Here is a 26,766-nt window from a genome sequence, read left to right as displayed (position 1 = left end):
GCGGTCCCTCACGCTCGCTCTCTGACGGTTCCTCCACTGATCCCCTCCCACTCGACGCGATAGCCGAGCCACGAAAGCGTCGCACTGACGTCGTCGATACCGTGTTCTTTGAGCCGCGATTCGACCGTCGACAGCGACATCCCCGCCTCGACTACTGACGCGAGCCGGTTGAGCACGGCCGGGCGAACGAGCGTCCGCCCGACTCGCACGTGATCCGGAAACGAGACCGCCTCCAGTGCGTTCTCGCTCACCCCGTGTCGATCCGCGAGTGTCTCGAGGTCGACGACGTCATCGTCGGGCGACAGCGAGTCGGGAAGCGCATCGGCCGCCGCCTCGACGAGGGCCGTCTCGTACTCCTGAAGGACGTCGACGACGTCTTTCACCCGCACGGTGTCTGTGTACGGTATCACCCGGTGTTCGTGGGCGGCAATCTCCTCGCCGACACCGAGACTCTCGTCGACGGCAACGATGAGGTCGACGGCTTCGAGGTCCGCGAGCTGCTCGAGCTTCTTCTCGACGTAGGCAGGCGTCCAAAATCCCATCACCTCGAAGTAGTACGTGACGTCCGCGTGGGCGTACCCGAACGAGAAGTCGGGGATCATCACCCGACTGCCCGTCGCAAGCGGGGCGGGTTCACGAACCAGCGACCAGTCGAGCTCAAGCGCCCGGAAGCGACCGGCGAAGTCGGCCTCCACCCCGCTGTCGAACGACGGCTCCGCCACGGGGTCGACGTCCGGCACCGACACGTCGGCGTCAGTGAGCGTCAGTTCGCGCGTCGTCCCTCGGTCGTCGATCGTCGCCTCGAGTCGCCACTCGGCGGTGCCCGCGACGCTTCGGAGAAGCCGTGCGAACGCGGTGCCGTACCGCCGGGTCCGCCGAAACAACGCGTCCGGGCCGGTGACGAGAAGTTCGCGGTCGCCGTCGTCGGTCACGCGGAGCTCGTACATGAGCCGGAGCCGCTTTACCGCGCTCACGAGCCGCTTCGGGTCGACGGACCGCACCCGCACCTCGGTGGCGTCGAACAGCGCGGTCTGTGCGAGCGAGAGGTTGTACTGCTCGAGCAGCGCGTCGGGGTCGAATCGAACACTCGCGTCGACGAGAACCTCGTTAGACTCGCGGTCCGCGTAGAGGTCTGCGTCGACGACCGCGGGGTCGACACCGAGTTGCGCCGCGGCCCGGTCGATCGCTCGCGACCTGTCGGCCGCCTCGGAGACGCCGACGGCCTCGGCCGCCTCGAAGGCGGCTCGGCGAACGCGCCCCGGCGGCACGGTCGACCGCGGCTCGAAGGTGCACTCCCGCTCGACCAGCGCGGCGAGTCCACGGACGAGTTTGTAGTCGTCTGCGTCCGCCTCCAGCGTCTCGAGTCTGTTGGTGAGGGCCGCACGTCGGTCGCCGACGGCTGCCTCGAACGCGCCGAGGACCCGTGCGGCGAGCGGCCGCTGGGACCGGTCGACGAACGCGGGGCGGTAGCCGCCGCCGGCTCGCGAGACGCGGAGGTGGTCCTTCCGTAACACAGCGAGGGGTAGACGCCGCCCAAATTAATACTCGACGACGGCCGTCCTCGTACGTGTTCTCGACGGTGACTCGATCGAGGTATCGTAGTCCTTCACACGGTATGTCGGATAACTGGGCTGTTCAGGCAGGTGAACGCTCACGGTGTTCTCGAAGTGAGTCAGTCGGCTGGACCTCGTTCCGATGCTCACAGTGTGCCTGTTGGTGAGTGACCGTCCGTGCCAAGTGCCGAACCAGCGCTCGCATCTTCGGCGTCGAGAGGGTATCTTCTTATCTGGCAAACTGAATACGGTAGGTATGACGCGCACCGACAAGACCGCCGATCAGGATCTACTCGGTCACATTCTCCTCCCCGTCGCTCACGAGGAGGATGCGCTGGCGACAGCGCGGGCGCTCAAACCGTATGGCCCGGAGCATGTGACCGCGCTTCACGTCGTCGAGAAGGGCGAGGGTGTCCCAGACAAAACGCCCGTCGTGCAATCTGAGGAACTAGCAGCGGAGTCGTATACTGCTGTTCGGCGGGTATTCCCTGATGCTGACGATCACACCGCGTACGCTCGCGACATCGTCGATGCCATCTTCGACGCAGCTGAGGAGGTAAATGCGAGCGCAATCGCCTATCGGTCCCGCGGCGGGAACCGAATCATGCAGTTCCTCTCCGGTGATCTCTCGTTGAAGTTGGTCACGAACTCCCACCTTCCTGTGATTGCTCTTCCGCGTGGGGACGCAACCGAATGAGCGACGAAGAGCTCGCGAAGGATCTTGGGTTGGTGTCAGCGATGACGATCGGGATCGGGACAATGATCGGGGCGGGGATCTTCGTCCTCCCGGGCGTTGCTGTTAACGCCGACGGCGGCGCTGGCCCCATCGTCGTCGTGTCGTTTCTCGTCGGCGGTGTGATCGCAATGGTGAACGCGCTCTCGGTTTCCGAACTCGGAACCGCGATGCCAAAGGCCGGCGGCGGCTACTACTACATCAACAAGTCACTCGGTCCGATGTTCGGGTCGATCGCGGGGATGGGCGACTGGATGGGCCTTGCGTTCGCCTCCGCATTCTACTGTATCGGATTCGGCCAGTACCTTGCCGTCTTCGTTGGTCTCCCCACCATTCCCGGTCTTAATTCGATACAGGTTGGGGCGCTCGTCGCCGGCGCGATCTTCATCGGCGTGAATTATATCGGTGCAAAAGAGACTGGGAGAATCCAGACGGTGATCGTCGGCCTTCTAGTTTCGATTCTAACGTTGTTCGCCGTCGCGGGCTTCTTTTCATTCGATTACGCGACGCTCGCGGGCAACGACGGTGGGATCGCCCCTGGCGGGTACGGCGCGATACTCCCCGGAACCGCGCTCGTGTTTGTTTCCTTCCTCGGGTACGCAAAGATTGCAACCGTCGCTGAGGAACTGAAGAACCCCGGCCGTAACCTTCCGATTGCAATCATTGGGAGCGTAGGTATCGTCACCGTGATCTACGCGATTCTCGTCACGACGATGCTTGGTGTCGTCCCGTGGCCGGAACTCAGCCAGGATGCGCCGGTTGCCCAAGCGGCACGCGTGGCCTTCCCCGGGTCAATCGGTCCGTTCGGTGGTGTTGCGGCCGCAGCGGCCGCGGTGATGACCGTCGGTGCACTGTTGGCGACCGCCTCATCGGCGAACGCCTCGATTCTCGCATCCGCACGGATCAACTTCGCGATGGGACGCGACAAAATCGTCACCAACTGGCTCAACGAAATTCACCCCAACTACGCGACCCCGTACCGGTCGATCCTCGTCACAGGTGGGCTCATCGTGGTATTCATTGCACTGTTAGGGCAGGACATCGAGATCCTCTCGAAGGCTGCGAGTGTGCTCCATCTCATTGTGTACGCGCTGATGAACGTCGGGCTCATCGTCTTCCGCGAGGCCGACACACCAGAGTACGATCCAGATTTCACCGTCCCATTGTATCCGATCACGCCACTACTCGGTGCAGTGTTGTCACTCGGACTTGTCGCGTTCATGGACGGAATCGAGATCGCGCTGTCTGGCGCATTCGTCGTCGCTGCCGTGGCGTGGTACTTCGTGTACGCGCGTGAAAAGACCGACAAACAGGGCGTGCTCTCCGAGCACATCCGGAGCCGCGGGAGCGACCTCCCCGACGGGGTCGTTGATGCTGCGGACGCGGTTGCGCCGACCGGAATCGAGAACGACGGGCCGACAATCATGGTCGCCGTGGCGAATCCGCGGACTGAAAGCGCGCTCATCACTCTTGCAGGTGCACTCGCCCAACACGAGGGCGGTCGCGTACTCGCGACGCACATCGTCACTGTCCCCGACCAGACCTCGCTTGAGATGGCCGCCGAGAACCGTACCGGGCTCGATAAATTCTCTGAGGAACTGCTCACTGCCGCCGCAGCTGACGCCCAGGCGTTCGACGTTCCGATCGAAACGAAAACGATTCTCTCACACCGCGGGATCGAGGAAGTGTTCGACGCTGCGCGTACCAATAACGCTGATACCGTCCTGATGGGATACGGTGGGACGCAGTTTGCCGGGGGGCGCGTCGAAGGGTCACTCGATGAACTCACCCACGACCTCCCGTGTGACTTTCTCGTCTTGGACGGGGAACAACTGGACCTGTCTGATGTGCTCGTACCGACCGCTGGTGGCCCCTCTTCGGACCTCTCTGCGGAAGTCGCTTGCGCGCTTCGAGACACAGCCGGTGTCAACGTTTCACTGTTGTACGTGGTCAATCCTGGTGAAGAGGCGTCCGGCCGTGATTTCATTACAGACTGGGCCGACGGGCACGATCTTACGGACGCAGCGCTCCGCGTTGAGGAAGGTGACGTTGAAGAGACAATCGGCCGTGTCGGCCAAGCGTACGACCTCGTAATAATCGGGGCGACTGAACGCGGGCTTCTCTCGCGGATCGTTCGCGGCTCCTTAGCGTTCGAAACAATAGAAAACCTCGAAACACCAGTGTTACTCTCAGAGCGACCGTCTGCGCGGTCACTGTGGGAGCGGCTGGTCGGCGGAACGTAATCTGGCCCGTCCACATCGCTGACGGCCGCTGCCAAATCGCTCTCACCGAGTGCTCACCGTCGCCGACGCGCCACCCGCTCTTCGGCCGTCTCCGTCGACACGACCTCGTAGAGCACGGCCCGTCCGCCGTCCGACTTCGGGCGGAGGATCCGCCCCAGCCGCTGGGTGAACTCGCGCTCGCTGCCCGACCCGGAGAGGAGGACCGCGACGTTGGCGTCGGGAACGTCGACGCCCTCGTCGAGGACGTTCGCGGCGACCACCCGGGAGTACGTGCCGTCGCGGAACCGCTCAAGGATCGTTTGCCGCTCTGTCGCCCCAGTTTCTGCCGTGATGGCCGGGATCAAGAATCGCTCGGAGATTCGATACACCAGCTCTGTGTGTGCGGTAAAGACGATCACGCGGTCGTCGTGGTGACGGTCGAGGAGGTCGGCGAGTCGCTCGAGTTTCTGCTCGGCGTTCATCATGATCGACCTCGCGGCCGACTTCGCCAGCAGGGCCTCGCGAGCCCGCGGGTCGGTCCCCGAGCGCATCACCAGCTTTCGGTAGTCCTCACCGCTAGAGAAGGTGATCCCGGCCTCTCGAACGTACTCGAGGAACGTTTCTTGGTTCTCGTCGTACCGCTCGCGCTCTGTGGGTGTCAGCGACACCTCGATCCGACGGACGTCGTACGGCGCGAGGTGGTCGCCGGCGAGGTCGTCGACGTCGAGCGCGTAGACCCGGTCCCCGACGAGGTCCGTGACCACCTCGTGGGCGCCATCGGGTCGCTCGAAGGTTGCCGTGAGCCCGAGGCGAGCCGGCGCGGCGAGTAGTCGGGCGACGTCGCGGTATCCCTCGCCGCCGAGGTGATGGACCTCGTCGAAGACGACGAAGCCGAAGGCGTCACCCACCGAGGCCGCCTTGCGGTACGCCGAGTCGTACGTCGATACCGTGACGGCCTCTCGCCGCTGCTCGCCGCCGCCAAATCGCCCGATTGGCACGTCGAACTCCGCGTCCAGCTCTCGCTGCCACTGCTCAAGGAGGTCGATCGTCGGGACGACGACGAGTGTCGGAACGCCTTCGTCGACCATCGCGCGGATCGCAACGACCGTTTTGCCGGCGCCCGTCGGGAGCTCGACGACTCCCCGCTCGTCCGCGTCGTGCCAGGCGGCGAGCGCCGCCCGCTGGTACGCACGGAGCTCGTACGCGGTCGAGAGGGTGAGTCCGTTCGGGGCCGTTTGCTTCCATCCCGGTACGCAGTCGTCGACCGCGACGCTGGCGACCGTCAGGGCCCGTCGGAGCGCAGCATACTGGTACGCCGGGGCTCGGCCCGTCTTCGATCGCGGATCCGCTTCGACTCCGGGCAGCGGTGGGAGCGACGGCTCGTTGGCGGCCTCGACGCGTATCGTGCCGGCCTCGTACGAGAGGCGGACGGTCATCGACGGACGTTACCGACCGACTGATAAAGCGTCACCGCCTGCTGGAGCCATGCGCGCAGCCGAACTCGACCCCGAACTCGCGGCGGTCGTCGACGAGCTCGAGGCGCTCGGGCTCCCGCCGTGGCACACGCTGTCCGTCGCGGCCGCAAGGCGACTCGAAGACGACGTGTTCTCGGGGCCGGCCGAACCGCCCGTCGCGGCCGTGCGCGACCTGGCGTTCGCAGGGCCACACGGAGACGTGCCCGTCCGGGTGTACCAACCGGAACAGGCGACAGATCCGGACACCGGTCCGACGCGACTGCTCGTCTACTTGCACGGCGGCGGGTGGACGCTGGGCACGCTCGACTCGATCGACGGCCCCTGCCGGGAGCTCGCGACGCGGACCGACGCCGTCGTCGTCTCCGTGGACTACCGGCTCGCACCGGAGCACCCGTTCCCGGTCGCCGTCGAGGAGGCCGCCTCGGCGGTTGAGTGGGCCGCAACGGTCGCCCCAGCCCTCGGTGCCGACCCAGGGCGAATCGGTGTCGCCGGCACCAGCGCCGGTGGGACGCTCGCCGTCGCGGCCGGACTACACGCCCGCGAGTTCGGTGGCCCCGCCCTCGCCGGTCAGTTCCTCCTCTACCCGATCGCGGGCCACGACTTCGAGACGGAGGCATACGAGGAGAACGCCGACGGGCCGCTGCTCACCCGAGCCGATATGCGGTGGTTCTACGAGCAGTACCTGCGGAGTCCCGTCGACGAACACAATCCGTTCGCCGTGCCGCTCGCGGCGAACGACCTCGGCGGGCTCCCACCGGCGACCGTCGTCACCGCCGGCTTCGACCCGCTCCGCGACGACGGCGTCGCACTTGCCGACCGGCTCGAAGCGGCGGGAACGCCGACGACACACCGGCACTACCCGGCGATGGCGCACGGCTTCTGTAGTCTCACCGACCGCGTCACGGTCGCCGACGAGGCAATGGCGGCCATCGCTGCCGACGTTCGTGAGCGGTTGTGAGCGATCCCAGATCGACAGCCCGGAGCCTCGGTCGACCCACGCGTCGACACCGCATCCGGTCGACCCGCGCTTCAGAAGAGCGCCTCACTCGCGTCGAGGACACGCGCTGGTCCCCCGACCTCCCACACGTCGGTGTCGACGCCGGCGTCGGCGACCCGCGATTCGACGGTGTCGACGTGCTCGGCGCGCGTGTTGACATACACCGACGCACCGGTGTCGGTCGAGAAGTAGACCGGCACGCCCTCCTCGCGGAGCGCGCGAACCGCGTTGAACACAGCAATCGTTTCGGGCTGCCAGTACACCCAGCCGGCGGGCCCCGTCATCGTCGTCGCCGTCAGCGACAGCGAGTCGTGTTCTGCGGTCCCGTAGATGCGATCGAAGTCGCCGGCACGGAGCGCGTCGCGCATCTCGACGAGCTGGTCTTGGACGTGTGCGGTACGGGCCTGCATCATGTGGCTCTCGGCCGCCTCGCGGTGGGCCGCTTCGGTCTCTTTGTACGCAGGGACGTGGGCGGCGACGATCCGGAGGTCCGATTCGGGGTCGAAGCCGTCGTCGCCGACGCCGACGTCAAGCCGCGTCGACCGGCAATCGGCGTCGTTCAGCCCCGCCGTGAGGACCGAGTACGCGCCGGTCACCGAGCGCGCCGCCGACGAGGAGCCACGGCGGGCGACAGTCGAGACGTCCGAACGAGACAGCTCGAGGTCGGCCGCCTCGGTCAGCGCTAGGGCGGCGGCGGCGAAGCCCGACGACGACGACCCGAACCCAATGTTTGAGGGGAACGAGTTCTCGCTCTCGAGTCTGACCGCGTGGTCTATCCCGGCGAGCTCCCGCACGTGGTCGACGACCGCGTCGATGCGCTCTGCAGCGCGTCCCTCGACCGGCTCGCCGCCAATGACGTAGGTGTCCTCGCGACTGTCCGGTTCCCACTCGACGGTCGTCGTCGTCGCGGTGGGCGCGGTACAGAGACTGATGCTGTCGTGGTACGGGAGTCGGAGCGAGGCGTCGCGCATCCCGTGGTACTTGACGAGTCCCTGTATCGGGTGGGCGCGGGCCGTAGTCTTTCGGGTCATACTTCGGGAGGCGGTCGGCGGGGGATTAGTCGTTGCGATGGGCGGAGCGGGTCGGAACGCACTTGCAAGTGGCGGTGCATCTTTCGATATGTCGAGTGAGACGGCGACCATCGAGGTGAAGACGTGGGAGTTTCGCGACCGCGAGCTTCCACGAGTCCCGCCAGCCGGATGGGCCGAGACGACTGACGATCTTCGGGCAGCGGTGTGTGCCGCGATCGAATGTCGCGTTGACGGCATCGTCTCTGTGGAGCCGTTCTCGGGGCCGGCGCGTGACCGCGAGCGGTTCGACGCTGTCGTCACGACGGACGCCGTCGTGAGCGACTACGTTCGCATCTGTGCGTCTCGCTCATCGCCGGCAGATACCGATCACGACGACGATCAGGGCGGTGCCGGCCAGTCGGACGAGTTCGAGACGCGGACCGAACAGTTCGATCTTGACGAGGCGCTCGAACGACTGTAAAAACGGGACTGCATATGTGGTTAATGACGTTTCGAATACGCTCGCAGCCGTGCGTTTCTGCATGTCTCAACACGAGGTGGTAGCCACCGGAAGGTTTTATTACCACTGTAAGATATAACCAAGTGGTATGCAGGATTTCGACCAGTTCAGCGACGTTGGCGAAGCAGAGGTCACCCGCGCAATCGGACAGGAATGGTCGGAGGAGTTCATGGACTTCTCGGATACGGAGGTCATCATCGTCGGCGGCGGTCCATCGGGGTTGATGGCCGCGAAGGAGCTCTCCGAGCGCGGTGTCGAGGTGATGGTCGTCGAAAAGAACAATTATCTCGGCGGCGGATTCTGGCTCGGCGGCTTCCTCATGAACAAGGTCACCGTGCGCGACCCCGCACAGGAGATTCTCACCGACCTCGACGTGGAGTACACACAGTCACGGGACAGCGAGGGTCTCTACGTGGCCAACGGGCCGGAAGCGTGTTCAGGTCTGATCAAGGCCGCGTGCGACGCCGGCGCGAAGATGCAGAACATGACCGAATTCACGGATATCGTCATCCGCGAGGACCACCGCGTCGGCGGCATCGTGATGAACTGGACGCCGGTCCACGCCCTTCCTCGCGAAATCACCTGCGTCGATCCGATTGCCGTCGAGGCAGACCTCGTCATCGACGCGACGGGCCATGATGCCATGGCGGTGAAGAAACTCGATGAACGTGGCGTACTGGACGCCGACGGTATCGAGGAGGGCGACACCGGCATGGACCAGACGAGCAACGACACGTACGGCGCACCGGGCCACGACTCGCCGGGTCATGACTCCATGTGGGTTGGAGAGAGCGAGGACGCAGTGGTCGAGAACACCGGTCTCGCTCACGACGGCCTTGTCGTCACCGGTATGGCGACGGCGACGACCCACGGCCTCCCGCGGATGGGGCCCACCTTCGGTGCGATGCTCGTCTCTGGGAAGGAGGCCGCACAGGTCGCACTGGACGAACTCGGCGTCAGCGCCCCCGACGTGGAACTCTCGACCGGGAGTCCTGCGCCTGCTGACGACTGATCCGAAACGTCCGTCGCCGTCATCCAGGCTATCGAACGAGCGCACTCGAACGTTCGACCGCCACATCCGTCGACCGTCTCTCGAGCGATGATAACGCTTTATGTGTGCCCGGCAGGTAGTCGGCCCTATGACCGAGTACACCGTCGAGTTCGTCGGGACCGGCGAGACAATCGAGGTCGCCGACACCCAGACGATCCTCAACGCCTGTCTCGAGGCGGGGATCGCACAGGAGTACTCCTGTCGCGTCGGCATGTGTCTCGCCTGCTCGGCCGAGATACTCGAAGGCGACGTCACCCAACCGGCCGCCCGCGGACTCAGCGATGAAGAGGCCGATGATTACGCGCTCACCTGTATGGCCCGCCCACAGTCTGACCTCAAGATCGTCCGTGGCCGGTACCCGCCAAGTCTTGAGTCATCCGAAGAATCGACCGGGGCGGCTCCGGCCGACGACGACTAATCTCAACTGGTCCGCGTCTGCGGCACAATGCTGTCGTCCGCGTCGAATGCTTCGCCGGTTGGTACACGTGTCGTCACTCCTACCGGAGCGTCCGCTGATCATTCACTCATTGCAGCAGAAATTATGCAGCGTCAAATGAAATAGTTGGATAATAAGTACGTATACAGCACAACACAGCCGGATGCAGCTGTACGATTGGATCCGTGTTAAACGGCTCTCAGCGGGAAGGTACATACGACGGCAGAGGGATCTGTACCGGTACACCGAGCCGCCGGGGCGAACCCACACGAGTCGCTCAGTCGAGGTGTGAACGTGCCGCCGCTGCGGCTCGACGACCACTCTCGAGTGCACCTTGGATTGCTGACCACTCGGTGTACTCGCCGGCGAGCACGACCGATCCACCCGGGTCGTCGGGACGCGGCAGGTCGTCGTACACACCCGGTGGCTGGGCGAACTGCGCAAAGGGTATTCGGTCGACAGCGACCGTCTCGAGGCCCTCGAAGCCGTGTTCTGGGAACCAGGCAGCGAGGGCATCTCGGACATCACGGCGGAGCGCGTCGTCCTCGCGGTCAAGCGACGCGTCGCCGAGGAACGTCGCACAAAGCAGCGGTCTGTCGTCGTCGCTGTATCCCGGTGCGACCTCCGACATCGGCACCACCGTGTTCGGCGAGTCGGACACGGCGTTGAGCAGGATACGCCGGCCGGTTTCGAACGTCACCCCGGCAGGAAGGGCGTACCAGCCGGTGGTCGTTGGCACGCCCGTCGTTGGGATCGACGAACAGCCGGTCAGTCGTCTGGCCTCCGGTGGGGTCGCCGCGACGACGACCGTCGACGCGTCGAGCGTCGAATCGTCCGCGAGCATCACCCGGGCACCCGTTTTCGGACCTCGAGAGCGGAATGGGAGCCTGCTACCCGATTCGGCGGCCGACTCGACGTGTGCGACCGACTCGCCGGTCCGGACCGTCACCCCAGCGTCGCGGGCACGGGTCTCGAGTTGGCCGGCGATCGCCGCCATCCCAGCTGTGGGGACCGCGATCGAGCCGCGGCTCATCGCCCGGAACGTGTACTCGAACACCTGCTTCGAGGTCGACAGCGACCGGTCGAGCGTGATCCCCCCGTAGAAGGGTTCGACGAAGTGCTCGATGTACGCACGCGAGAAGCCCCACTCCTCCAGGTACTCACGGATCGACGCATCCGATCCGGTGAAGAACGTCTCTTCATCCCGCTTCGAGAGGTCATACCGGAGCGCGAGGGTGCGCAGCTTGTCGGCGAACGGCACCTCGTGATTGAGTGCCGACTCGAGCGCGGCGGTGGGGTCGCGCAGCGGATCCGAGAGCACGGCGCGCGACCCGGGCCGGCAGATAGTGGCCCCGGGTGAGAACGCCTGCAGGTCGAGTGCGTCGACGTCGAGCTCACGCGATACGGCCGGGTAACTCGTGAAAAGCACCTGAAAGCCGCGGTCAAGCGTAAACCCGTCTACTCTGCGCGTGTCGACGCGCCCGCCGGTCGCGTCTGCCCGCTCGAACAACGTCACGTCCGCACCGGCCTCGGCAAGCCGAGCTGCCGAGACGAGCCCGGCGAGGCCGCCGCCGACAACGATGGCGTCTGTATCCATGCATCGTGTTTGGGCCGGCACCGGTATAATGGTCGGCGGGTCGGCCTCACACCGACATACACAACCGTGAGAGGGAAGCGCTTAGTCGCCGCCGCCACAAGGAACTGTATGGACACGACGGAGGCGTTTGAGGGGCTCAAGAGCGTGTCGTCCGGGCGCGTGTACGAGACGGCGGACCCTGGCGAACTCCCAGACGACGTGGGAGCGGTCGAACCGACCTACGACTACGACGCCGTGGATCCGGACGCGTTTCTCGTCGGAGCCGCCGGTGAAGATGGCCCGACGCCCGGACACTGGCGGTACGACGCGTTGTTGCCGTTCCCGGCGTCGACAGCGATCTCGGCAAGTGAGGGGCGAACCCCTCTCGTGTCGACGGCTCGGCTCGCCGAGGAGCTCGACGTCGCGGCCGTCTACGTCAAAGACGAGGGGCGCAACCCCACGGGAACCGTCCTCGACCGCGGGTTCTCCGTCGCGATGACCGCGGTCGCCGGTGTCACCGGAGACCGGGACGTCGAGCCGCTTGCGTGTGCCAGTCCGGGCGCCGGCGGGCAGTCGATGGCAGCGTACGCGGGTCGGGCCGATCTCCGATCGTACGCCTTCGTCCCCTCGCGGTGTCCGTTCTCGAGTAAGGCGATGACGAACGTCCACGGCGGGGACATGCGGGTCGTCGGTGGGCGATATCCAGACGCCGCAGCCGCCGTCGACGACCAGCTCGAGACGACATACACGGACCTGACCGCGTTCGCCACGCCGTACCGTCACGAGGGAGCGAAGACGGTCGCGTTCGAGGTTGTGGCCGACCTCGGGGCGACTCCCGATGTCGTCGTCGTTCCAGCCGGATCTGGTGAGGTTATCGCCGGCGTGTATAAAGGATTCACCGATCTGACCATGATCGGCGCGATAGACGCGGTCCCGCGGATCGTCGCCGCCCAGCCGAGCGGGTGTGCACCGATCGCGACAGCAGTTGAGCGAGGACTCACTGAGCCGGAGCCGTGGTCGACGCCGGACACCATCTGTGGCGAGTTAGAGGTGCCCGACCCAGCGGGGGGGCGAGCGGCTATCGAAGCGGTCACAGAAAGCGGCGGCACGGCAGTAGCCGTCGACGACGACGACATCTTAGCGAGCGCGGTCGCGGTCGCACAGAACGAAGTAGTTGAGATGGGCGCAACGGGCGGGGCCGCTCCGGCCGGTGCGTGGGCGCTCGCTGAAGCCAACGAACTCGATCCGGACGACACCGTCGTCCTGCTAAACAGCGACGCCGGGCTCAAAACGCCCGACGTCCTCCGCAGTCACCTGATGGGCCAAGGTATCTGAACGAATCGCGGTCGGTCAGGGTCGGCGCCGAGTCGCTCCAAGGAGTCCGAGAAGCACGGCGAGGACCGCGACTGGGACACCGAAGCCCGGTGCTGTGGCACCGGTCTCAGATGCCGTCGAATCAGCCTCCCCGTCGGTCGTATCGGACGACACGTCATCACTGCCACTCGCCGTTGTCTCGGATCCTGTGACCGTGTCGGCGATGGTCGCTGTCGCCTCAACAACGCTCCGTGGTGCCGGCTGGTTCATCCACTGAACCTCGACGACCACGACGCGTGCTGTCTGTCCCGCGGTCGTGCTTGCGTACGGCTCCGTCTCGAGGATCGGGGCGTCGGGGTCGGTCACCACCAGCACCTCCGGGTCCGCCTGCAAGACGACCTCATCGGAGAGCTGCGGGTAGCCAGCGTACTCGGCAGCGACGTTTTCGAGTCCGCCAATCTCCATCACCGCGGTAATGAACGTGTCGCCGCCGGCGACGAAGCCGCCGCCGAGCGGATACAGTGCGGCCGGCCGGTCGATCCCGGCGGTCCGGTTTCGCGTCGTGTTCACCGCCGCGCGCATCTCGGCGTTGGTGTCGGCAGCGGCCGCACAGGCGCCGACGAGTCGCCCGGTCGTCGTCGTCTTGGCGGCGATGTCCGCGACGCTCGTCGCCTCGGGGAAGTGGTACACGGTGAGTCCGGCGTCACGGAGCGACTCAACCTGGTCGGCGGAGGCGTTCGGCGCCACCACGAGGTCTGGGTTTGTTCCAACCACTCGTTCGACGCTGACACCGAGACCTGCTGCGGAGACGTTCGTCCGGTTTTTAGCGCCGTCAAGGTACGAAGCGTACTGGGTTACGCCGACGACGCGGTCGCGCTCGCCGAGCTCCCACAGGGTCTGTGCGGCCGACGGATTCGTCGTGACGATGCGCTCCGGTGGCGACTCAAGCGTCACGGTCTGGCCCGTCGCATCAGTTATCGATAGCGGAAACGAGCAGGTCTCATCTCCGCCACCGGTCTGTGGCGTGGCGGCCGCCGCTGGCGACGCTACACTGGCCGGTCGGTCGCTGGCTCCGACCGAGCCGTCGGCTGCTGCCACCCCAACAGCACCGCCGACGAGTGCGGTCACCACGAGCAGTCCGACGACGACCGCGAATTGGGTTCGCATCGGATCACCGAGGCCGCTGTGTCAATAAGTATTTACCTACTACAAGCGGTGTTGGATATCGAATGCGCGTCCGTCGTCGTGTGACTCTCTGGTCGCTCGCGCTCTCCGTAGCACTCGCTCTCACGATCACGGTGAGCGCTGGCATCGGGCCCGTTCGGATTCCACCGGCAACGGTCGTGCGAGTCGTGGCGAACGCGGTCGTGATCCCGGCCGGCGTCGAGTTCGGTACCGCCGGAATCGGTCCGTTTGCGCTGCCGCGGCTCGGCGTGGCGTACCGGTCACCGTTCGCGTTCCCCGTGGACGACGTACACCGCCGTATCGTCGTGTTGGTCCGGCTGCCGCGCATCCTGCTCGCGGCACTCGTCGGATTCGCGCTGGCGGCCGCCGGCACCGTAATGCAGGGATTCTTCCGGAACCCGATGGCGGATCCGTCGATTATCGGCGTTTCGTCGGGTGCGGCTGCCGGTGCGGTCGCATTCATCGTCTCACCGATTGCGCTCGCCGGAACACTGTGGGTGCCGGGGATCGGCGCGGTCGACGTTGGTCTTTCATACGGCGCAGGGGTCAGCTTGTTCGCATTCGTCGGTGCCCTCGTGGCCGCGTTCGGCGTGTACGCCATCGCAACCCGACAGGGGCAGACACCGGTCGCGACGCTGCTTCTGGCGGGCGTGGCGGTCCAAACGTTCCTCGGTGCGGTCATCTCGTACCTCCAGCTGCAGGCGGGTGAGTCGCTCCGACGGATCGTCGCCTGGCTGATGGGCCACCTCTCCGGTGCGAGCTGGAGTGAGGTGCTCATCGTCGGACTCGCCGTGCCCCCATTGTTCTTCATTCTCCTCGCGTACACACGCGACCTGAATGTCATGCTCCTCGGTGAGGCGGAAGCGCGAGGGCTCGGTGTCGATGTCGAGCGGACCAAGCGGGTGTTGCTCGGGGTAAGCGCACTGGTGACGGCTGCCGGCGTCGCTTTCGCCGGGGTCGTCGGCTTCGTCGGGCTCGTCGTTCCACACGTGCTCCGACTCGTCGTCGGGCCGGACCACCGAGTACTGCTTCCGACAGCCGCACTCGCCGGTGGGACCTTTCTGGTCGCTGCCGATACGATCGCTCGCGCTGGCGCAACGGAGCTTCCGGTCGGCGTCGTCACCGCCGCTGTCGGAGCGCCCTTTTTTGTCTACCTGCTCAGCCGCCGCGAGGTGTACGAGCTGTGAGCGATGAGGTGTCGGCTACAGTTGACTGTGCCCCCAATGAGACCAACACGGAGTGTCCCGTCTTCGTCCGCAACCTCGCGGTCTCGTACGGCGACGTCACCGTCGTCGAGGGGGTCAATCTGACACTCGAGTCGGGCTCGCTCGTCGGACTGATCGGGCCAAACGGTGCCGGAAAGACGACCGTTCTGCAAGCGATCCAAGGAATAACAGAGCGGGATGCAGGTTCCATTCGGCTCGCAGGTGACGCACTTGAGACGCTCTCTGCGCGTGCCGTCGGACGTCGTGTGGCAAGCATTCCCCAAGAAACGGGACTTTCGTTCGCGTTCACCGTTCGAGAAGTCGTCGAGATGGGTCGTACCCCACACCGCGGACGGTTCGAGGGACCGAACGCAAGCGACGTCGACGCAGTCGACAGCGCGCTGGCACGCACGGGGACCGCAGTCTTCGCCGAGCGGCCGATCACCGAACTGTCCGGTGGGGAGCGGGGGCGTGTCCTTCTTGCGCGCGCGCTCGCCCAAGAGACGCCCGCCCTGGTGTGTGATGAACCCACGGCGAGTCTCGATGTGAACCACGCGGTTGAGACGATGGCCCTGCTCCGGCGACTCGTTGACGACGGCCGAGCCGCGATCGCTGCGATTCACGATCTCGAGATGGCAGCCCGGTACTGCGATCGGGTGGTGATGCTCGCGAACGGGCGAGTTCGGGCGGCCGGACCGCCCGATACCGTGCTCCGTGCGGATACCATTCACGAGGCGTTCGACGCAGAGGCGTTTGTGGGGCGCGCCTCCGCAACCGACTCGCCAACGGTGACGGCATATCCACCCACGGACGTCACGTCCCACCGGGTCCACGTCGCGGGCGTGGGACCCGAGACGGCCCGGGTCGTGGCTCGCCTCGGTGCAGCCGGACACGACCTCTCGGTCGGCGTCGTCCCTGACGGTGACGCCGCCGCACTCGTCGCCGCCGACGTCGGCGCGGCGATCGTGTCGGTCCCACCGTTCGCCGGCGTCGACGAGCAGGCTCGGGCAGCAGCACTCGATCACGTCCAGCGCGCGGCTGTCGTCGTTGCAGTCACGGATGGATCAGGAACGGTTCCATCGGCAATCCGTGAACGCGCAGACGTCGTGGTCGATCCAGCGGATCCGCCGACCGACGAAACCCTGCTCGCTCGAGTTGCTGCTGTGTCTGCATCTGGTGCGTGACCCACCGTGCTACCGGAACAGCCGACACCGCAGGTGGCTTGCCGGGTCGAATCACCGCGGTCACACTCTGTGGCAGCCGAAGCGTCACGCTTTATCGCTCCGACCGTCTTCGTCAATCGATGACCGTTCCCTGCGTCGCGGTCGCGCGTGAGCGCGGCGAGACCGTCCGAACACAACTCGCCGAGGCCGACGTGTTGAACGGCGAGTACCAGATTGCTGTCGACGACGGGACGATCTACCTGCCGGTAACGGACCCGACTGCGGTCCCGGAGTGTCTCGCCAGCCAGGTCGTCGAGCGCGATCTCGCGGCCCGAGACCACCAGCAGACGCCCGCCGACCTGCTCGGCTTCGAGCCGTCTTTAGAGCGACTCGGTGACATCGTCATTATCGACGAGGACAACACAGCGCGCGCCCACGCTATCGCCGATGCGGTGATGGCGTCCGATCTCCCGTGTACGACAGTGCTCGACCGAGCATCACCGATCGAGGGCGACCACCGCGTCCGCGAGTGGGACGTACTCGCAGGTGACAGCACGGAGACGGTCCACCGCGAGTACGGCCACGCATTCGCCCTAGATGTGGCGCGAGTGTACTTCTCGCCGCGGCTCGCCACCGAGCGACACCGGGTGACAAAACAGGTGTCTGCGGGCGAATGTGTGATCGACATGTTCGCTGGCGTCGGCCCGTATGCGATCCCGATGGCCGACCGTGGGGCCGATGTCATCGCCTGTGACCTGAACGAGACCGCAGTTGCGTACCTCCGGGAAAACGCGGTCCGAAACGGCGTCGAGGACCGCGTGACGGCGATCGCTGGCGACGTTCGTGCGTCGACCGACGCCTACACCGACACGGCAGACCGTCTCGTGATGAACCTCCCACACTCGGCCGATGACTTTCTCGAGACGGCCGTGTCGCTCGCGGGCGAGGAGTGTGTGCTCCACTACTACGATATTCAACACGACACCGATCCTTTTCGACCAGGTCGACGAACGATCAGTGAGGCGGCCGATGGGGCGTACGACCTCACCGTCGAGACTGAACGGGTGGTCCGGTCGTACGCCCCCCACGAGGAGAACGTCTGTCTCGACGTTCGGCTGACACGGCGGTGAATACGCTTCGGCGGTAAATCGTCGAAACCGTGACAAATTATATGACGGTAGAGGCTAAACAGAAGTCTGCATGAGTGCCGACGACACCCCCGAGACGCGGATCGAAGAGACGACGAGCTGGCCCGACCTGGCAATTAGTCTGTACGATCGGCTGACTGGTCGAAACGCGGAGATCATCTACGACTTCGAGGATATGAGCGTCGAGGTGCCGAGCGGGACCGGCGACGACGCAGAACACGCTCACTGGCGGCTCGACGGGACGGTGCGAGTCACGACCCGTGAACAAGAGTGAGTTGCCGGCCCCGCTGACCGTCGCGACCGACGACTTGACCGTGGCCATCGATGGGGCCGAGTTCGATGTGCGGTCGACCGGTGACCGCCTCTTCGTCGAAGTACCGACGGTTCGCGCGGCTGTGCGGCTCGCGCGGTCACTAGCGAGCGAGACAGACACGACTGGGCCGACGCGGCTCCTCGTCGCGACCGACCTCAGTGTTGAGGTGCGGGTGAGAGGCCGGACCGTTGCCGTGCTCGGTGCGACGGCTCGGCCCGGGCCAGTCGCACGGTGGCTTGCGGTTGCCCCGGCCGAACCGCGGGTCGCTGGCGTCCTCGGCGCTGGGTGGGACGGACTCTCGGCCGCCGTCGACGCGGCGCGTCGGCTCGTCGGGTAGCAGCTCGGTGGGTAGCAACTCGGCGAGTCAGAGTGGTCGCGCTGTCGGAGATTGTCTACACTGGGAGGTTGCTCACTACTGCGCGTGATCAGCGTTGCGGCTGCAGCGCTTCTCGTGGGTTGGCTGTCGCAAGTGGATTGCCGTCCCCGCAAAACGGGTGGGGACGAACACGAGTGCCCGGTACATGACAAGGATCCACAGCCGTTGACTGTCGGGGCCAGAGGCGACCTCGCGCTTGGCACGTCAAAGACGTCCGTCACACGTCGGCTGTGCTGACAGTGGAAGCCCGTGGTCGGCGACCGGTGGGGGCAGCCGCCGATGGGGTCTTACCATCCGATTCGGGCATCGGTCGGTTTGACACCAATCTGAAACCGTTCTCGATATCGTGGCATACGATCGGTGTTGTACGGCATCAAGGTAGAACTCGCAGGGATATTTAGATTTTATCCTTATATGTGATCTAATAATCGGATGATTATCAACCGTTTTCGTTTTTCTTGGTTGACGGGTTCGATAGGAAAGCAGCGTGAACCGCCCAACAGCGACGTCGGCCCCGTTCCGGAACCCTTATTTTCGCCATCGGGGTACATTGTGATGCGTGCCGGAGTAGCTCAGCTGGCAGAGCGATTCCTTCGTAAGGAATAGGTCGAGGGTTCAAATCCCTCCTCCGGCTTACCCTCGGCTGCGCGTTTATCTGTGTCGTCGGATTTATCCCACCGGCAATGCTGTGGACTTTCTCCTTTAGCTCATGTAACCCCGCCATCTAGCGAGTAGAAAAAACGAAGTGTGAGGTGGGGCTGGCATGGGTACCTTCCAGAAAGGCGCGCGCCTCGCGAGTCGCGGAACGTGCTCGCGAGCGCGTGCGAGTGAATCGGCTGGGGAGGGTGTGGCGGTAATTGGTGTCCGGCAATCACGCAGTCGTGTTCGTCACATACTCATACCAACAACCGTCACACACGTACAGAATCGGCTGGGGAGGGTGTGGCGGTAATTGGTGTCCGGCTGTCACAGCGTTGTCTCGGTCACACGACCACTGTCACACACGTACAGAATCGGCTGGGGAGGGTGTGGTACAAATTGCGCCTGGCTATCACGAAGTCGTCTTGCTCACACAACCAGTACCTCACGCGTATGGAACCAGCTGACAGGAGTGTGGCTGGAACCGCACCCGTACGTGACGCATCCACATCCCGCGTGGTATCACGCCGACCGTCGCGGCTCAGTCAGCGATCGTCGGGGTCCCAAGGTACTCCTCGTTGAGTTCGTAGGTTCCATCCTCGTTTTTTACTAGGTACTCACCGTAGTACGGCACGCGGTTCGCTACGACCGCCTCGAACGCCTCAGCAATCTTCGCACGCGTCATCTCGCCCATCGATCGAAGGTCGTCGTTGCGGTTGAGACACCCTTTCAGGTAGCCTTCGTGTGTCACCCGGACGCGGCCACAGTTCGCACAGAACGACTCGTTCTCGACGGGGTCCACAATCTCGACCATACCGCCGCCCTCACCGGGCGCTTCCTCACCGACGTAGTACCGCCGCCGGTCGTGCATCTGGCGGTGCTCAACTCGGTCGGCGACCTCTGTGAGCCAGTTGTGGACCCGCTCGATATCGATATTCCACTCCGGCTTGCCGGTGAGCTCCGGCATATACTCGATGAGCTGGAGCTGGAGTCCGTCGTTTTCGGCGACGTGTTCGACCATCTCCTCGACGTATCCCGCCGTGTGGGTGAACACCACCATGTTGAGTTTCACTGGGTCAAGTCCGGCGTCGACGGCGGCTTTGACGCCCTCAAGGACCTTTTCGTACGCCCCGGATGTCGTCACCGCTGCGAAGTCGTCTGGATCGAGCGCGTCTTGAGAGACGTTGACCCGGTCGAGCCCGGCCGCTCGCAGGTCTGCCGCGCGACCTGGCAGGAAGGTGCCGTTCGTCGTCATCGACACCTCCATCGAATCGGGCGTGCGTTCGAGTATCTCCTCGAGATCCCGCCGTAACATTGGCTCGCCACCGGTGAATTTCACCTTCTCGACGCCGTACCCTTCGACAACCTCGAGAAAGCGGACGACATCGTCCGCGTGCATCTCGTCGTCACTCGGATCCATCGGGCCGCGCGTATCGCCGAGACCCTCGTTGTGACAGTAGACGCAGTCGAAGTTACACCGGTCGGTGAGCGACACCCGCACGCCGGTCACCTCCCGCCCGAAGTCGTCCGAGAGCGGCTGGGTCATACCCGGAACTCCGCCTGTGATCTATTAAACATCCGGTTCAATGCCCGTGTGGCGAAACCGTCAGAAGTTACATCTCCCCGACGAGTGACCGGCTGCGCTCGCAACGCACGGTCCGACTACACCGACACGGTGAGGCCGTCGGTGGCAAACCGAACTGCGCCGTTGAAGCCGGCAGCGCGCACGTTCGCCGCCATCTCGTCTTCACGGCCAGTCGTGTGCGGATACAGGTGCGAGCACACGAGCGTATCGACGTCGACACCCGCGAGCGACTGACCGAGGGTGGTCGGGGTCGGGTGATTCGAGACGTCGACCTCGTCCGGGAACGAACAGTCGTGGACGAGCAGATCACTGCCGTCGGCGAATCGTGCGAGCCCGGCGAACGCCTCGGTATCGCCCGAAAGTGTCACCGGCCCCGTCGCGGGCTCGTCCGACTGGTCCGGCGGTGAGATGCGATACGCGAGACACGGCATCGAGTGACGCGTCTCGCGGCCGACGACCCCGAACCCGCCGGCGGTGAACGGACGCCCGGCGGGCACCTCCCGAATCGCGAGATCGATCCGGCCGTCGAGATAGTCGTGGACGTCGAGCAGTCCGTCAACGAGCGCTTTCGTGCCGGTCGGACCAATCACCTCGAGATGCGTCTCACCGGCGAGCCACCGCGCCTTCACCAGCGGGAGCAGCGACGCAACGTGGTCGAGGTGGCGGTGGGTCACGAGTACGGTCGAGACGCCCTCGTAGCCGACGCTCGTCTCGGCGAGGCGGCCGAGCACACCGCTTCCGCAGTCGACGAGCAGCGCGCGGTCGGTCTCAGCGTCCGAGTCGTACGCCTCAAGCAGGTACCCCGACTGCGCCCGCCCCGGTGTGGGCATCGCGCTTCCACTGCCGAGGACCGTGAGTCGCGTGGTCTCGCTCCGGGTCACTTGACGAGGAGCACCGGAACGGTCGCGTCATCGGCCACGCGGTCAGAGACGCTGCCGAGCGACTGGATTCGCTCGCGCGGTGACTTCCCTGTCGGGCTCATCACGATGAGGTCGACGTCGTTCGACGCCGCATACGCAACGATCTCGGTGTCGGGCGTGCCCTGTGTGACGGTCGTCTCAGCGTCGAGACCGGCCGCTTCGGCGCGATCGGCAACCGCCTGGACGGCTGTATCACCCTGTGATTCTAAGTCCGCGGTCACCGCCTCACGTAGGTCTCCGGAGTTCGCTGCCAGTACACGGCCGTCCACGACGTAGAGGGCGTGTACCGTCGCCTCGTGGTCACTGGCGAGTGGTATCGCATGATCGAGTGCTTGGCTGACCGCATCGCTCCCGTCGGTCGGGATCAACACGTCGTCGTACATGTATCGGCGTTACCGCGGAGCCGGTATAACTGTACCCAGTGTCTCTGAGCGATCACTCGGTACGCCAGGCGCCACCGATCGACTCGCGAGCGACGGAGTCGGCTACGCCGTCGCGGAAGACACTCACGCGACCGGTCTCCTCGCTCAGCGTCACCGTTGCGACCACTTCTGGCCGCACCGACGTCTCGATCGCACTCATGTGGCGCGATCCCATCCACGGCTCGTACCCCACGTCGTCGACGAGGTCGGCCTCATCGCGTCGCGTCCCGAGATCGCGGAACCGAACCATCTGCGCTTCGACTTCCCCATCGACGGCGACGACGATCCCGCCGTCCTGGTTGACGCTCACAGACTGGGTCGCTGCGACGAATTCATCCTCGTCGAAGACCGACGCACACCGGTCTTTTGGCCATCGATTATCGCCCATTGGGTCGGCGTACGCCCCGTATTCTCTGTCGGCGACGACCGCGAAGTACAACCCCGGCCCCTTGACGTGTGGTTCGTCCCACTCGCCGAAGTCGACGCTGACGTACTCCGCATAGAATAGAATCCGGTCTATCACCTCTGTAACGCGGTCGTGCACCCCGTACTCGATCGCGAGACTATCCATCGACACCCCGTTCATCGCTGCCAGTTTGCAGTCGACTCATCGCCATGGCTGCAGGAACGACTGGCTGGCATATAAGTGGTGCCGAGTCGGTCCACGCAGTCGACAGAAGATCCGCCGCGACGCCGACTAGGCGTCTCGGAGCTGTAACAGACCGCTGTCGAATCGGTCCGCCTTGAGCAGGCCGACCCCGAAGAGACCCGCGACGAGCGCCGGTACGAGATTCCCGAACCAGACGTTGATTCCTCCCCAGAGAATAACGAAACTCACCATATCGTCGAGCATGAACGGACACCGTCTGAGTCTGGCAAGCACCGCCACGAGGTCGAACGCGCGGTCGAGCGCGACGACCGCGACCACGGCCGATAACACCCACCCGGCGTAATTTGAAAGTGGCACACCGTAGAAAGCGCCCCCGTTAAACGTCCAAAATCCCAGCGATACTGCCCCCGGGTCCAACACCACGTCCATTGCGACGACAGCCGCGCTCACGGTAACGAGCCGGAGCCAGGTGTTTCGCGCCCGCTCACCCAACAAGAGCAAACAAAGCAGGTACCCGTTCATCACGAGTGGGATGAAAAACACCGGCAGCGCGACCGGCACTCCGGCGAGCATCGGACCGAGGTCGATCGTGTACGCGAAGCTCCCGTACGGCCACCCCGTCTGAATGCCGATCGTCTCGATTGCATAGGTGTACGCGATCAGCGCGCCGATCCACCCGACTGACCGTCGACTAAAAAGTGGTACCACCCCGATGACGAGCGGTGAGCGCATCACGAGCACGCCGAACAGGACGAACAACGGGTGAAACGCGAACGGCTCGGGGATCCATCCTTCGGCGCTGCCGACGAGCGATACGGCCCCGACAGCCGGAAACACGACGGCGATGGTAAAGCGGTTCTCTTCAACAATCCGGTCGAGTTCACGCTCAACTCCCGCTCGCGTGCGAGGCAGTCGATCGCGGAGCGTCTCGCTGTGAGACGCCGCCGAGGGCGCGTCGTCACTCATCCAATCACCGTCCAGACGGGGTACACCCGCCAGAGTCCACCCATCGCGAGCAGCGTGCCAACTGCGGTGTTGAGTGCCGGAAACCACCAGTAGGCTCGGTCGACGCTGACGGCCGAGCGCGCTACCCACGTCACGAAGACGGGATACACGCCGAGTAAGAGCCCAAGACGAATATCGACGGTCGCGAACGCGGCCGCTGCGACCGCCCAGCACGCCAGACAGTACAGGTAGGTCCGACGAGCCCCGAGCACTGTGGCCGTCGTTCGAATGCCGGCCGCCCGGTCGGGCTCGATGTCCGGGATAGCCGAGAACGTGTGCATCCCCATCGTCCACAGCCAGGCACCGACGAGAGCCGCAAGCGGCGGCTGTGAGCCGGCGGCCGTCGCATACGCGGCCGCCCCTGGAAGCACGTAGAGGCCGTTCGAGACCGAGTCTGCAAGCGGTGTCGTCTTGAATCGCAGCGGTGGCGCACTGTAGCCAGCCGAAAGCACGAGGAACCCGGCGAGGTATGGCCACGCGATACGTGGGGTAATCGCGAACGTGCCGATGCCCAGTCCCGCAGCGAGCCCCACCGCGGTCACGGTGAGCCGGTCACCCTGCCAGCGTGCCTCCCGGTCGTCTTTTTTCGGGTTCAACTCGTCGACGTCAGCATCGAAGAGGTCGTTGATGCCGTATAAAAAGACGTTCGCCGGGATCAGAAAGTAACCCGCAAGCGAAATCGTGACCGGCGTGAACAGTTCGCTCACATCGCCGATTCCGTACGTCACCCCCACAGCGACCGGACCAGCAAGGTAGAGCCAGAATCGGGGGCGTGAAAGCACGAGAAGGTACCACAGGCGAGCGGCAAAGCCAGTCCGGTCTGTGTGTCTTGTTCCGCCAGATTCGACCGTCGCGTCTGTCGCAGTCGATTCGGCCGCCGTATCGGCCGCGTCACGGCGAGTGTCGTCGCGGTCGTTCACGGCGTCAGATCGCATCCGCGATGCGCTCTGCTGTAAGCCCACCGCTTATCAGACACATCGGTACGCCGATGCCGGGGGTCGTCGTGCCGCCGGTGAAATAGAGCCCGTCGACCGCATCAGAGCGGTTCGGTGGCCGCAACAACGATGTCTGCCGGAGCGTGTGAGCGAGGCCCAGCGCGCTTCCATCGTAGCTGTTGTAGCGGTCAGCAAAGTCTTCGACACAGAACATTTTTTCGAACACGATCCGGTCGTGAAGTGCCGTTCCGGTATTTGCTTCGATATCATCAAGCACGAGCTCGCGGTACTCCTCACGGATCTCGGGCGTATCCTCCAATCCGGGTGCGATGGGAACGAGCGCGAAGAGATTGCTGTGGCCGTCTGGCGCGACCGTGTCGTCGGTCTTCGATGGCACGCACAGGTAGTACGCCGGATCATCGGGCCAGGCCGGGTCGTCGAAGATCTTCGCGAAGTGCTCGTCCCATTCTGTCGGCAACACGAGGGTGTGATGTGCGAGCTCGTCAACGTCGCCTTCGACACCCAAGTAGAGGAGAAACGCCGAGGGAGCGAACGTCCGCGACTCCCAGTACTCTTCGGTGTACTGTCGCTTTTGCTCGGGAAGAAGCGACTGTTCGGTGTGTGTATAATCGGCGTTCGAGACGACAAGATCGGCGAGGTGACGGTCACCGTCGACGGTGTCGACCGCGAACGCGCCGTACCGCCCCTCGATCCCGGTAACTTCAGCGCCAGTGACGAACTCGACACCGAGCTCACCCGCGAGTTCAACGATGCCGTCGACGACCGCTCCGATGCCACCGTCGGGGTAGTAGACGCCCATGTTGAAATCGACGTGGCTCATCAGGTTGTACAATGCGGGTGTGTTCGTCGGTGAGCCGCCGAGAAACACCAGCGTGTACTGCATCAGCTGCTGGAGCTTCGGGTGGTCGAAGTACCCCTCGACGTGCCCCTGCATCTTTCCGAGCAGCGAGAGCCCCCATGAGTACCGGAGCACGTCGGTATCGATATAATCGCGGAGTCGTGGCCGGTCCTCGTAGACGAAGTGCTCCATGCCGATCTCGTAGGTTCGTTTCGACTCCTCAAGGTACGCGTCTAGCGCGTCGGCTGCTCCCGGCTCGTACGACTCGAAGAGCTCGCGGTTGTGTTCCATGTCGGGGAGGACGTCGACGCGGTCGCCGTCTTTCCAAAACACGCGGTAGTGCGGGTCGAGCCGCGAGAGCGTGTAGTACTCCTCGGGTGAGCGGTCGAAGTGGCCGAAGAAGCGCTCGAAGACGTCCGGCATCAGGTACCACGACGGGCCCATATCGAACCGGAACCCGTCGGCTTCGAGACGGCTTGCACGTCCGCCGAGCTGGTTGTTCTTCTCGAGCACGGTGACGTCCGCGCCGGCGTCGGCGAGATAACAGGCGGTCGAGAGGCCGCCAAATCCGCCGCCGATCACGACGACAGATTCACCGGCCACGGCGTCGATGTCGGGGGCCGCGTCCATATTCGATCGATAGGGCGGCGTCCGTATAAATACCAGCCACCCCTGGCCGCGTGCCGACCACCCCGCGTGAGTCGACAGTGATCGGTGGACATCACTAAGTCATTGTCGGGCGTACCGATACTCGATATGGACGTGACGGTCGCGGTCACCGGTGCAACGAGCGGGATCGGACGGGCGGTCGCAACGGCCTTCGTCGACGAGGGGGCGACCGTCGCCGTCTCTGGGCGTGACGGAGCCGCCGTCGAAGAGACGGTCGAGACGCTCACCAACCGGGGAGACGAGACAGACACAGACGCGCCGGGAACTGTCTGGGGCGCGCGCGCCGACGTTCGCGACGAGTTCGACCTCGAGCGGTTCTTCGAACGTGCGGTCGCAGAGCTGGGTCCGGTCGACATCCTCGTCGCCAACGCCGCGGTGTTCGCGGGCGCCCCAGGCGAGTCACCGATAGACGAGGTGAGCTACGAGACGTTCGACGACACGATGCGGACGAACGCTCGCGGTGTCTTCGCGACGATCTCTGAAGCGGTACCTCACCTCGCAGACGACGCGCGAATCCTCGTCCCATCGGGGTCGGTTGCACACGAAGTCAAGCCCGGGATGGGCGCGTACGGGGTCTCGAAGGCCGCCGCCGAAGGCGTCGCGCGGAGCTTCGCGGCCGACCTCGAGGCGACCGTCGGCGTCGTCGATCCCGGCCTCGTCGCTACCGACCTCACCGGGATGGAACGCGCCCGCGACCCAGAAAGCGTCGCACCGCTCTTCGTATGGGCGGCCACCAAAGCGCCAGGCGACGACCTCAACGGGGACCGCATCGGGCTCCGCGAGTGGAAGCGCGCGACCCGGTGAGTTTGGCAACGCTGCAAACCGCGACGCCGACAGCATAAGTA

Annotated in this window: 25 protein-coding genes and 1 tRNA gene; 14 read left to right on the top strand and 12 right to left on the bottom strand. The window is 64.8% G+C overall.

The annotated features are described in order from the left end of the window. Positions 1-8: 8 nt before the first annotated feature. Complete coding sequence (locus ACWUI7_RS08815) at positions 9-1,514, bottom strand: DUF790 family protein (protein ID WP_496641858.1); 1,506 nt, start codon at positions 1,512-1,514, stop codon at positions 9-11. Positions 1,515-1,809: 295 nt separating this feature from the next. Here ACWUI7_RS08815 and ACWUI7_RS08810 point away from each other — a divergent pair, with 295 nt between their 5' ends. Both ACWUI7_RS08810 and ACWUI7_RS08805 read left to right on the top strand, forming a co-directional pair. Next, on the top strand, positions 1,810-2,250 hold the full coding sequence (locus ACWUI7_RS08810) for a universal stress protein (protein WP_496641857.1): 441 nt from the start codon (positions 1,810-1,812) through the stop codon (positions 2,248-2,250). Beyond that, positions 2,247-4,529: an amino acid permease gene (locus tag ACWUI7_RS08805; protein ID WP_496641856.1), complete on the top strand. Its 2,283-nt coding sequence runs from the start codon at positions 2,247-2,249 to the stop codon at positions 4,527-4,529. The genes ACWUI7_RS08810 and ACWUI7_RS08805 overlap by 4 nt, the downstream gene beginning before the upstream one ends. 53 nt (positions 4,530-4,582) lie before the next feature. On the opposite strand, the gene ACWUI7_RS08800 is transcribed toward ACWUI7_RS08805, so the two are convergent. After that, a complete protein-coding gene (locus ACWUI7_RS08800; RefSeq protein WP_496641855.1) occupies positions 4,583-5,944 on the bottom strand; it encodes a DEAD/DEAH box helicase family protein in 1,362 nt (453 codons plus the stop codon). Between the two features lie 49 nt (positions 5,945-5,993). Between ACWUI7_RS08800 and lipP1 the strand changes: the two genes are divergently transcribed. After that, positions 5,994-6,941: a LipP1 family hormone-sensitive lipase gene (gene lipP1, locus ACWUI7_RS08795; RefSeq protein WP_496641854.1), complete on the top strand. Its 948-nt coding sequence runs from the start codon at positions 5,994-5,996 to the stop codon at positions 6,939-6,941. A 71-nt stretch (positions 6,942-7,012) separates the two neighbouring features. Here the strand turns inward: lipP1 and mvaD are convergent, their stop codons facing one another. Then, positions 7,013-8,011, bottom strand: a complete 999-nt coding sequence (gene mvaD, locus ACWUI7_RS08790) for a phosphomevalonate decarboxylase MvaD (RefSeq protein ID WP_496641853.1) — start codon at positions 8,009-8,011, stop codon at positions 7,013-7,015. Positions 8,012-8,099: 88 nt separating this feature from the next. Here mvaD and ACWUI7_RS08785 point away from each other — a divergent pair, with 88 nt between their 5' ends. From ACWUI7_RS08785 to ACWUI7_RS08775, 3 genes are all read left to right on the top strand, one after another. Then, positions 8,100-8,471, top strand: a complete 372-nt coding sequence (locus ACWUI7_RS08785) for a hypothetical protein (protein ID WP_496641852.1) — start codon at positions 8,100-8,102, stop codon at positions 8,469-8,471. 127 nt (positions 8,472-8,598) lie between these two features. Beyond that, complete coding sequence (locus ACWUI7_RS08780; RefSeq protein ID WP_496641851.1) at positions 8,599-9,522, top strand: sulfide-dependent adenosine diphosphate thiazole synthase; 924 nt, start codon at positions 8,599-8,601, stop codon at positions 9,520-9,522. Between the two features lie 127 nt (positions 9,523-9,649). Further along, positions 9,650-9,979 (top strand): 2Fe-2S iron-sulfur cluster-binding protein, encoded by a 330-nt coding sequence (locus tag ACWUI7_RS08775; protein WP_496641850.1) that lies wholly within the window; start codon positions 9,650-9,652, stop codon positions 9,977-9,979. A gap of 295 nt (positions 9,980-10,274) precedes the next feature. On the opposite strand, the gene ACWUI7_RS08770 is transcribed toward ACWUI7_RS08775, so the two are convergent. Further along, entirely contained in the window at positions 10,275-11,594 is a 1,320-nt protein-coding gene (locus ACWUI7_RS08770) for an NAD(P)/FAD-dependent oxidoreductase (protein ID WP_496641849.1), read from the bottom strand. Positions 11,595-11,702: 108 nt separating this feature from the next. Between ACWUI7_RS08770 and ACWUI7_RS08765 the strand changes: the two genes are divergently transcribed. Further along, on the top strand, positions 11,703-12,908 hold the full coding sequence (locus ACWUI7_RS08765; protein WP_496641848.1) for a threonine synthase: 1,206 nt from the start codon (positions 11,703-11,705) through the stop codon (positions 12,906-12,908). Positions 12,909-12,923: 15 nt separating this feature from the next. Here the strand turns inward: ACWUI7_RS08765 and ACWUI7_RS08760 are convergent, their stop codons facing one another. Next, positions 12,924-14,054, bottom strand: a complete 1,131-nt coding sequence (locus ACWUI7_RS08760) for a PGF-CTERM-anchored ABC transporter substrate-binding protein (RefSeq protein ID WP_496641847.1) — start codon at positions 14,052-14,054, stop codon at positions 12,924-12,926. A 62-nt stretch (positions 14,055-14,116) separates the two neighbouring features. On the opposite strand from ACWUI7_RS08760, the gene btuC reads away from it, so the two are divergent. The 6 genes from btuC (at position 14,117) to ACWUI7_RS08730 (ending at position 18,911) form a co-directional block, all read left to right on the top strand. Next, on the top strand, positions 14,117-15,259 hold the full coding sequence (btuC, locus tag ACWUI7_RS08755) for a vitamin B12 ABC transporter permease BtuC (protein ID WP_496641846.1): 1,143 nt from the start codon (positions 14,117-14,119) through the stop codon (positions 15,257-15,259). Beyond that, entirely contained in the window at positions 15,256-16,461 is a 1,206-nt protein-coding gene (locus tag ACWUI7_RS08750; protein ID WP_496641845.1) for an ATP-binding cassette domain-containing protein, read from the top strand. The genes btuC and ACWUI7_RS08750 overlap by 4 nt, the downstream gene beginning before the upstream one ends. Positions 16,462-16,580: 119 nt before the next feature. After that, positions 16,581-17,570: a class I SAM-dependent methyltransferase gene (locus tag ACWUI7_RS08745; protein WP_496641844.1), complete on the top strand. Its 990-nt coding sequence runs from the start codon at positions 16,581-16,583 to the stop codon at positions 17,568-17,570. Positions 17,571-17,640: 70 nt separating this feature from the next. Beyond that, positions 17,641-17,862 (top strand): hypothetical protein, encoded by a 222-nt coding sequence (locus ACWUI7_RS08740; RefSeq protein ID WP_496641843.1) that lies wholly within the window; start codon positions 17,641-17,643, stop codon positions 17,860-17,862. Then, positions 17,849-18,238, top strand: coding sequence for a peptide ABC transporter ATP-binding protein (locus ACWUI7_RS08735; protein ID WP_496641842.1), 390 nt, complete (start codon positions 17,849-17,851; stop codon positions 18,236-18,238). The genes ACWUI7_RS08740 and ACWUI7_RS08735 overlap by 14 nt, the downstream gene beginning before the upstream one ends. 600 nt (positions 18,239-18,838) lie before the next feature. After that, positions 18,839-18,911, top strand: a tRNA-Thr gene (locus tag ACWUI7_RS08730). Positions 18,912-19,457: 546 nt separating this feature from the next. On the opposite strand, the gene moaA is transcribed toward ACWUI7_RS08730, so the two are convergent. From moaA to crtID, 7 genes are all read right to left on the bottom strand, one after another. Next, positions 19,458-20,462 (bottom strand): GTP 3',8-cyclase MoaA, encoded by a 1,005-nt coding sequence (gene moaA / locus ACWUI7_RS08725; RefSeq protein ID WP_496641841.1) that lies wholly within the window; start codon positions 20,460-20,462, stop codon positions 19,458-19,460. A gap of 116 nt (positions 20,463-20,578) precedes the next feature. Then, positions 20,579-21,382, bottom strand: a complete 804-nt coding sequence (locus ACWUI7_RS08720) for an MBL fold metallo-hydrolase (RefSeq protein WP_496641840.1) — start codon at positions 21,380-21,382, stop codon at positions 20,579-20,581. Beyond that, positions 21,379-21,804: a universal stress protein gene (locus ACWUI7_RS08715; protein WP_496641839.1), complete on the bottom strand. Its 426-nt coding sequence runs from the start codon at positions 21,802-21,804 to the stop codon at positions 21,379-21,381. The genes ACWUI7_RS08720 and ACWUI7_RS08715 overlap by 4 nt, the downstream gene beginning before the upstream one ends. 52 nt (positions 21,805-21,856) lie before the next feature. After that, entirely contained in the window at positions 21,857-22,414 is a 558-nt protein-coding gene (locus ACWUI7_RS08710; RefSeq protein ID WP_496641838.1) for a hypothetical protein, read from the bottom strand. Between the two features lie 126 nt (positions 22,415-22,540). After that, the gene (gene cruF / locus ACWUI7_RS08705) at positions 22,541-23,419 is read right to left on the bottom strand and encodes a bisanhydrobacterioruberin hydratase (RefSeq protein ID WP_496641837.1); all 879 of its coding nucleotides are present in this window, start codon (positions 23,417-23,419) and stop codon (positions 22,541-22,543) included. Next, on the bottom strand, positions 23,416-24,393 hold the full coding sequence (locus ACWUI7_RS08700) for a prenyltransferase (RefSeq protein WP_496641836.1): 978 nt from the start codon (positions 24,391-24,393) through the stop codon (positions 23,416-23,418). Before ACWUI7_RS08700 ends, cruF begins: the two co-directional genes overlap by 4 nt. Continuing rightward, positions 24,383-25,882, bottom strand: a complete 1,500-nt coding sequence (gene crtID / locus ACWUI7_RS08695) for a bifunctional phytoene desaturase/3,4-desaturase (protein WP_496641835.1) — start codon at positions 25,880-25,882, stop codon at positions 24,383-24,385. Before crtID ends, ACWUI7_RS08700 begins: the two co-directional genes overlap by 11 nt. A gap of 126 nt (positions 25,883-26,008) precedes the next feature. On the opposite strand from crtID, the gene ACWUI7_RS08690 reads away from it, so the two are divergent. Next, on the top strand, positions 26,009-26,725 hold the full coding sequence (locus tag ACWUI7_RS08690; protein ID WP_496641834.1) for an SDR family NAD(P)-dependent oxidoreductase: 717 nt from the start codon (positions 26,009-26,011) through the stop codon (positions 26,723-26,725). Positions 26,726-26,766 lie beyond the last annotated feature (41 nt).

The sequence above is a fragment of the Halorubrum orientale genome, assembly GCF_059623105.1.
Note: the sequence above shows the minus strand (reverse complement) of the source record. Positions and strands in the feature narration are given on the sequence as shown.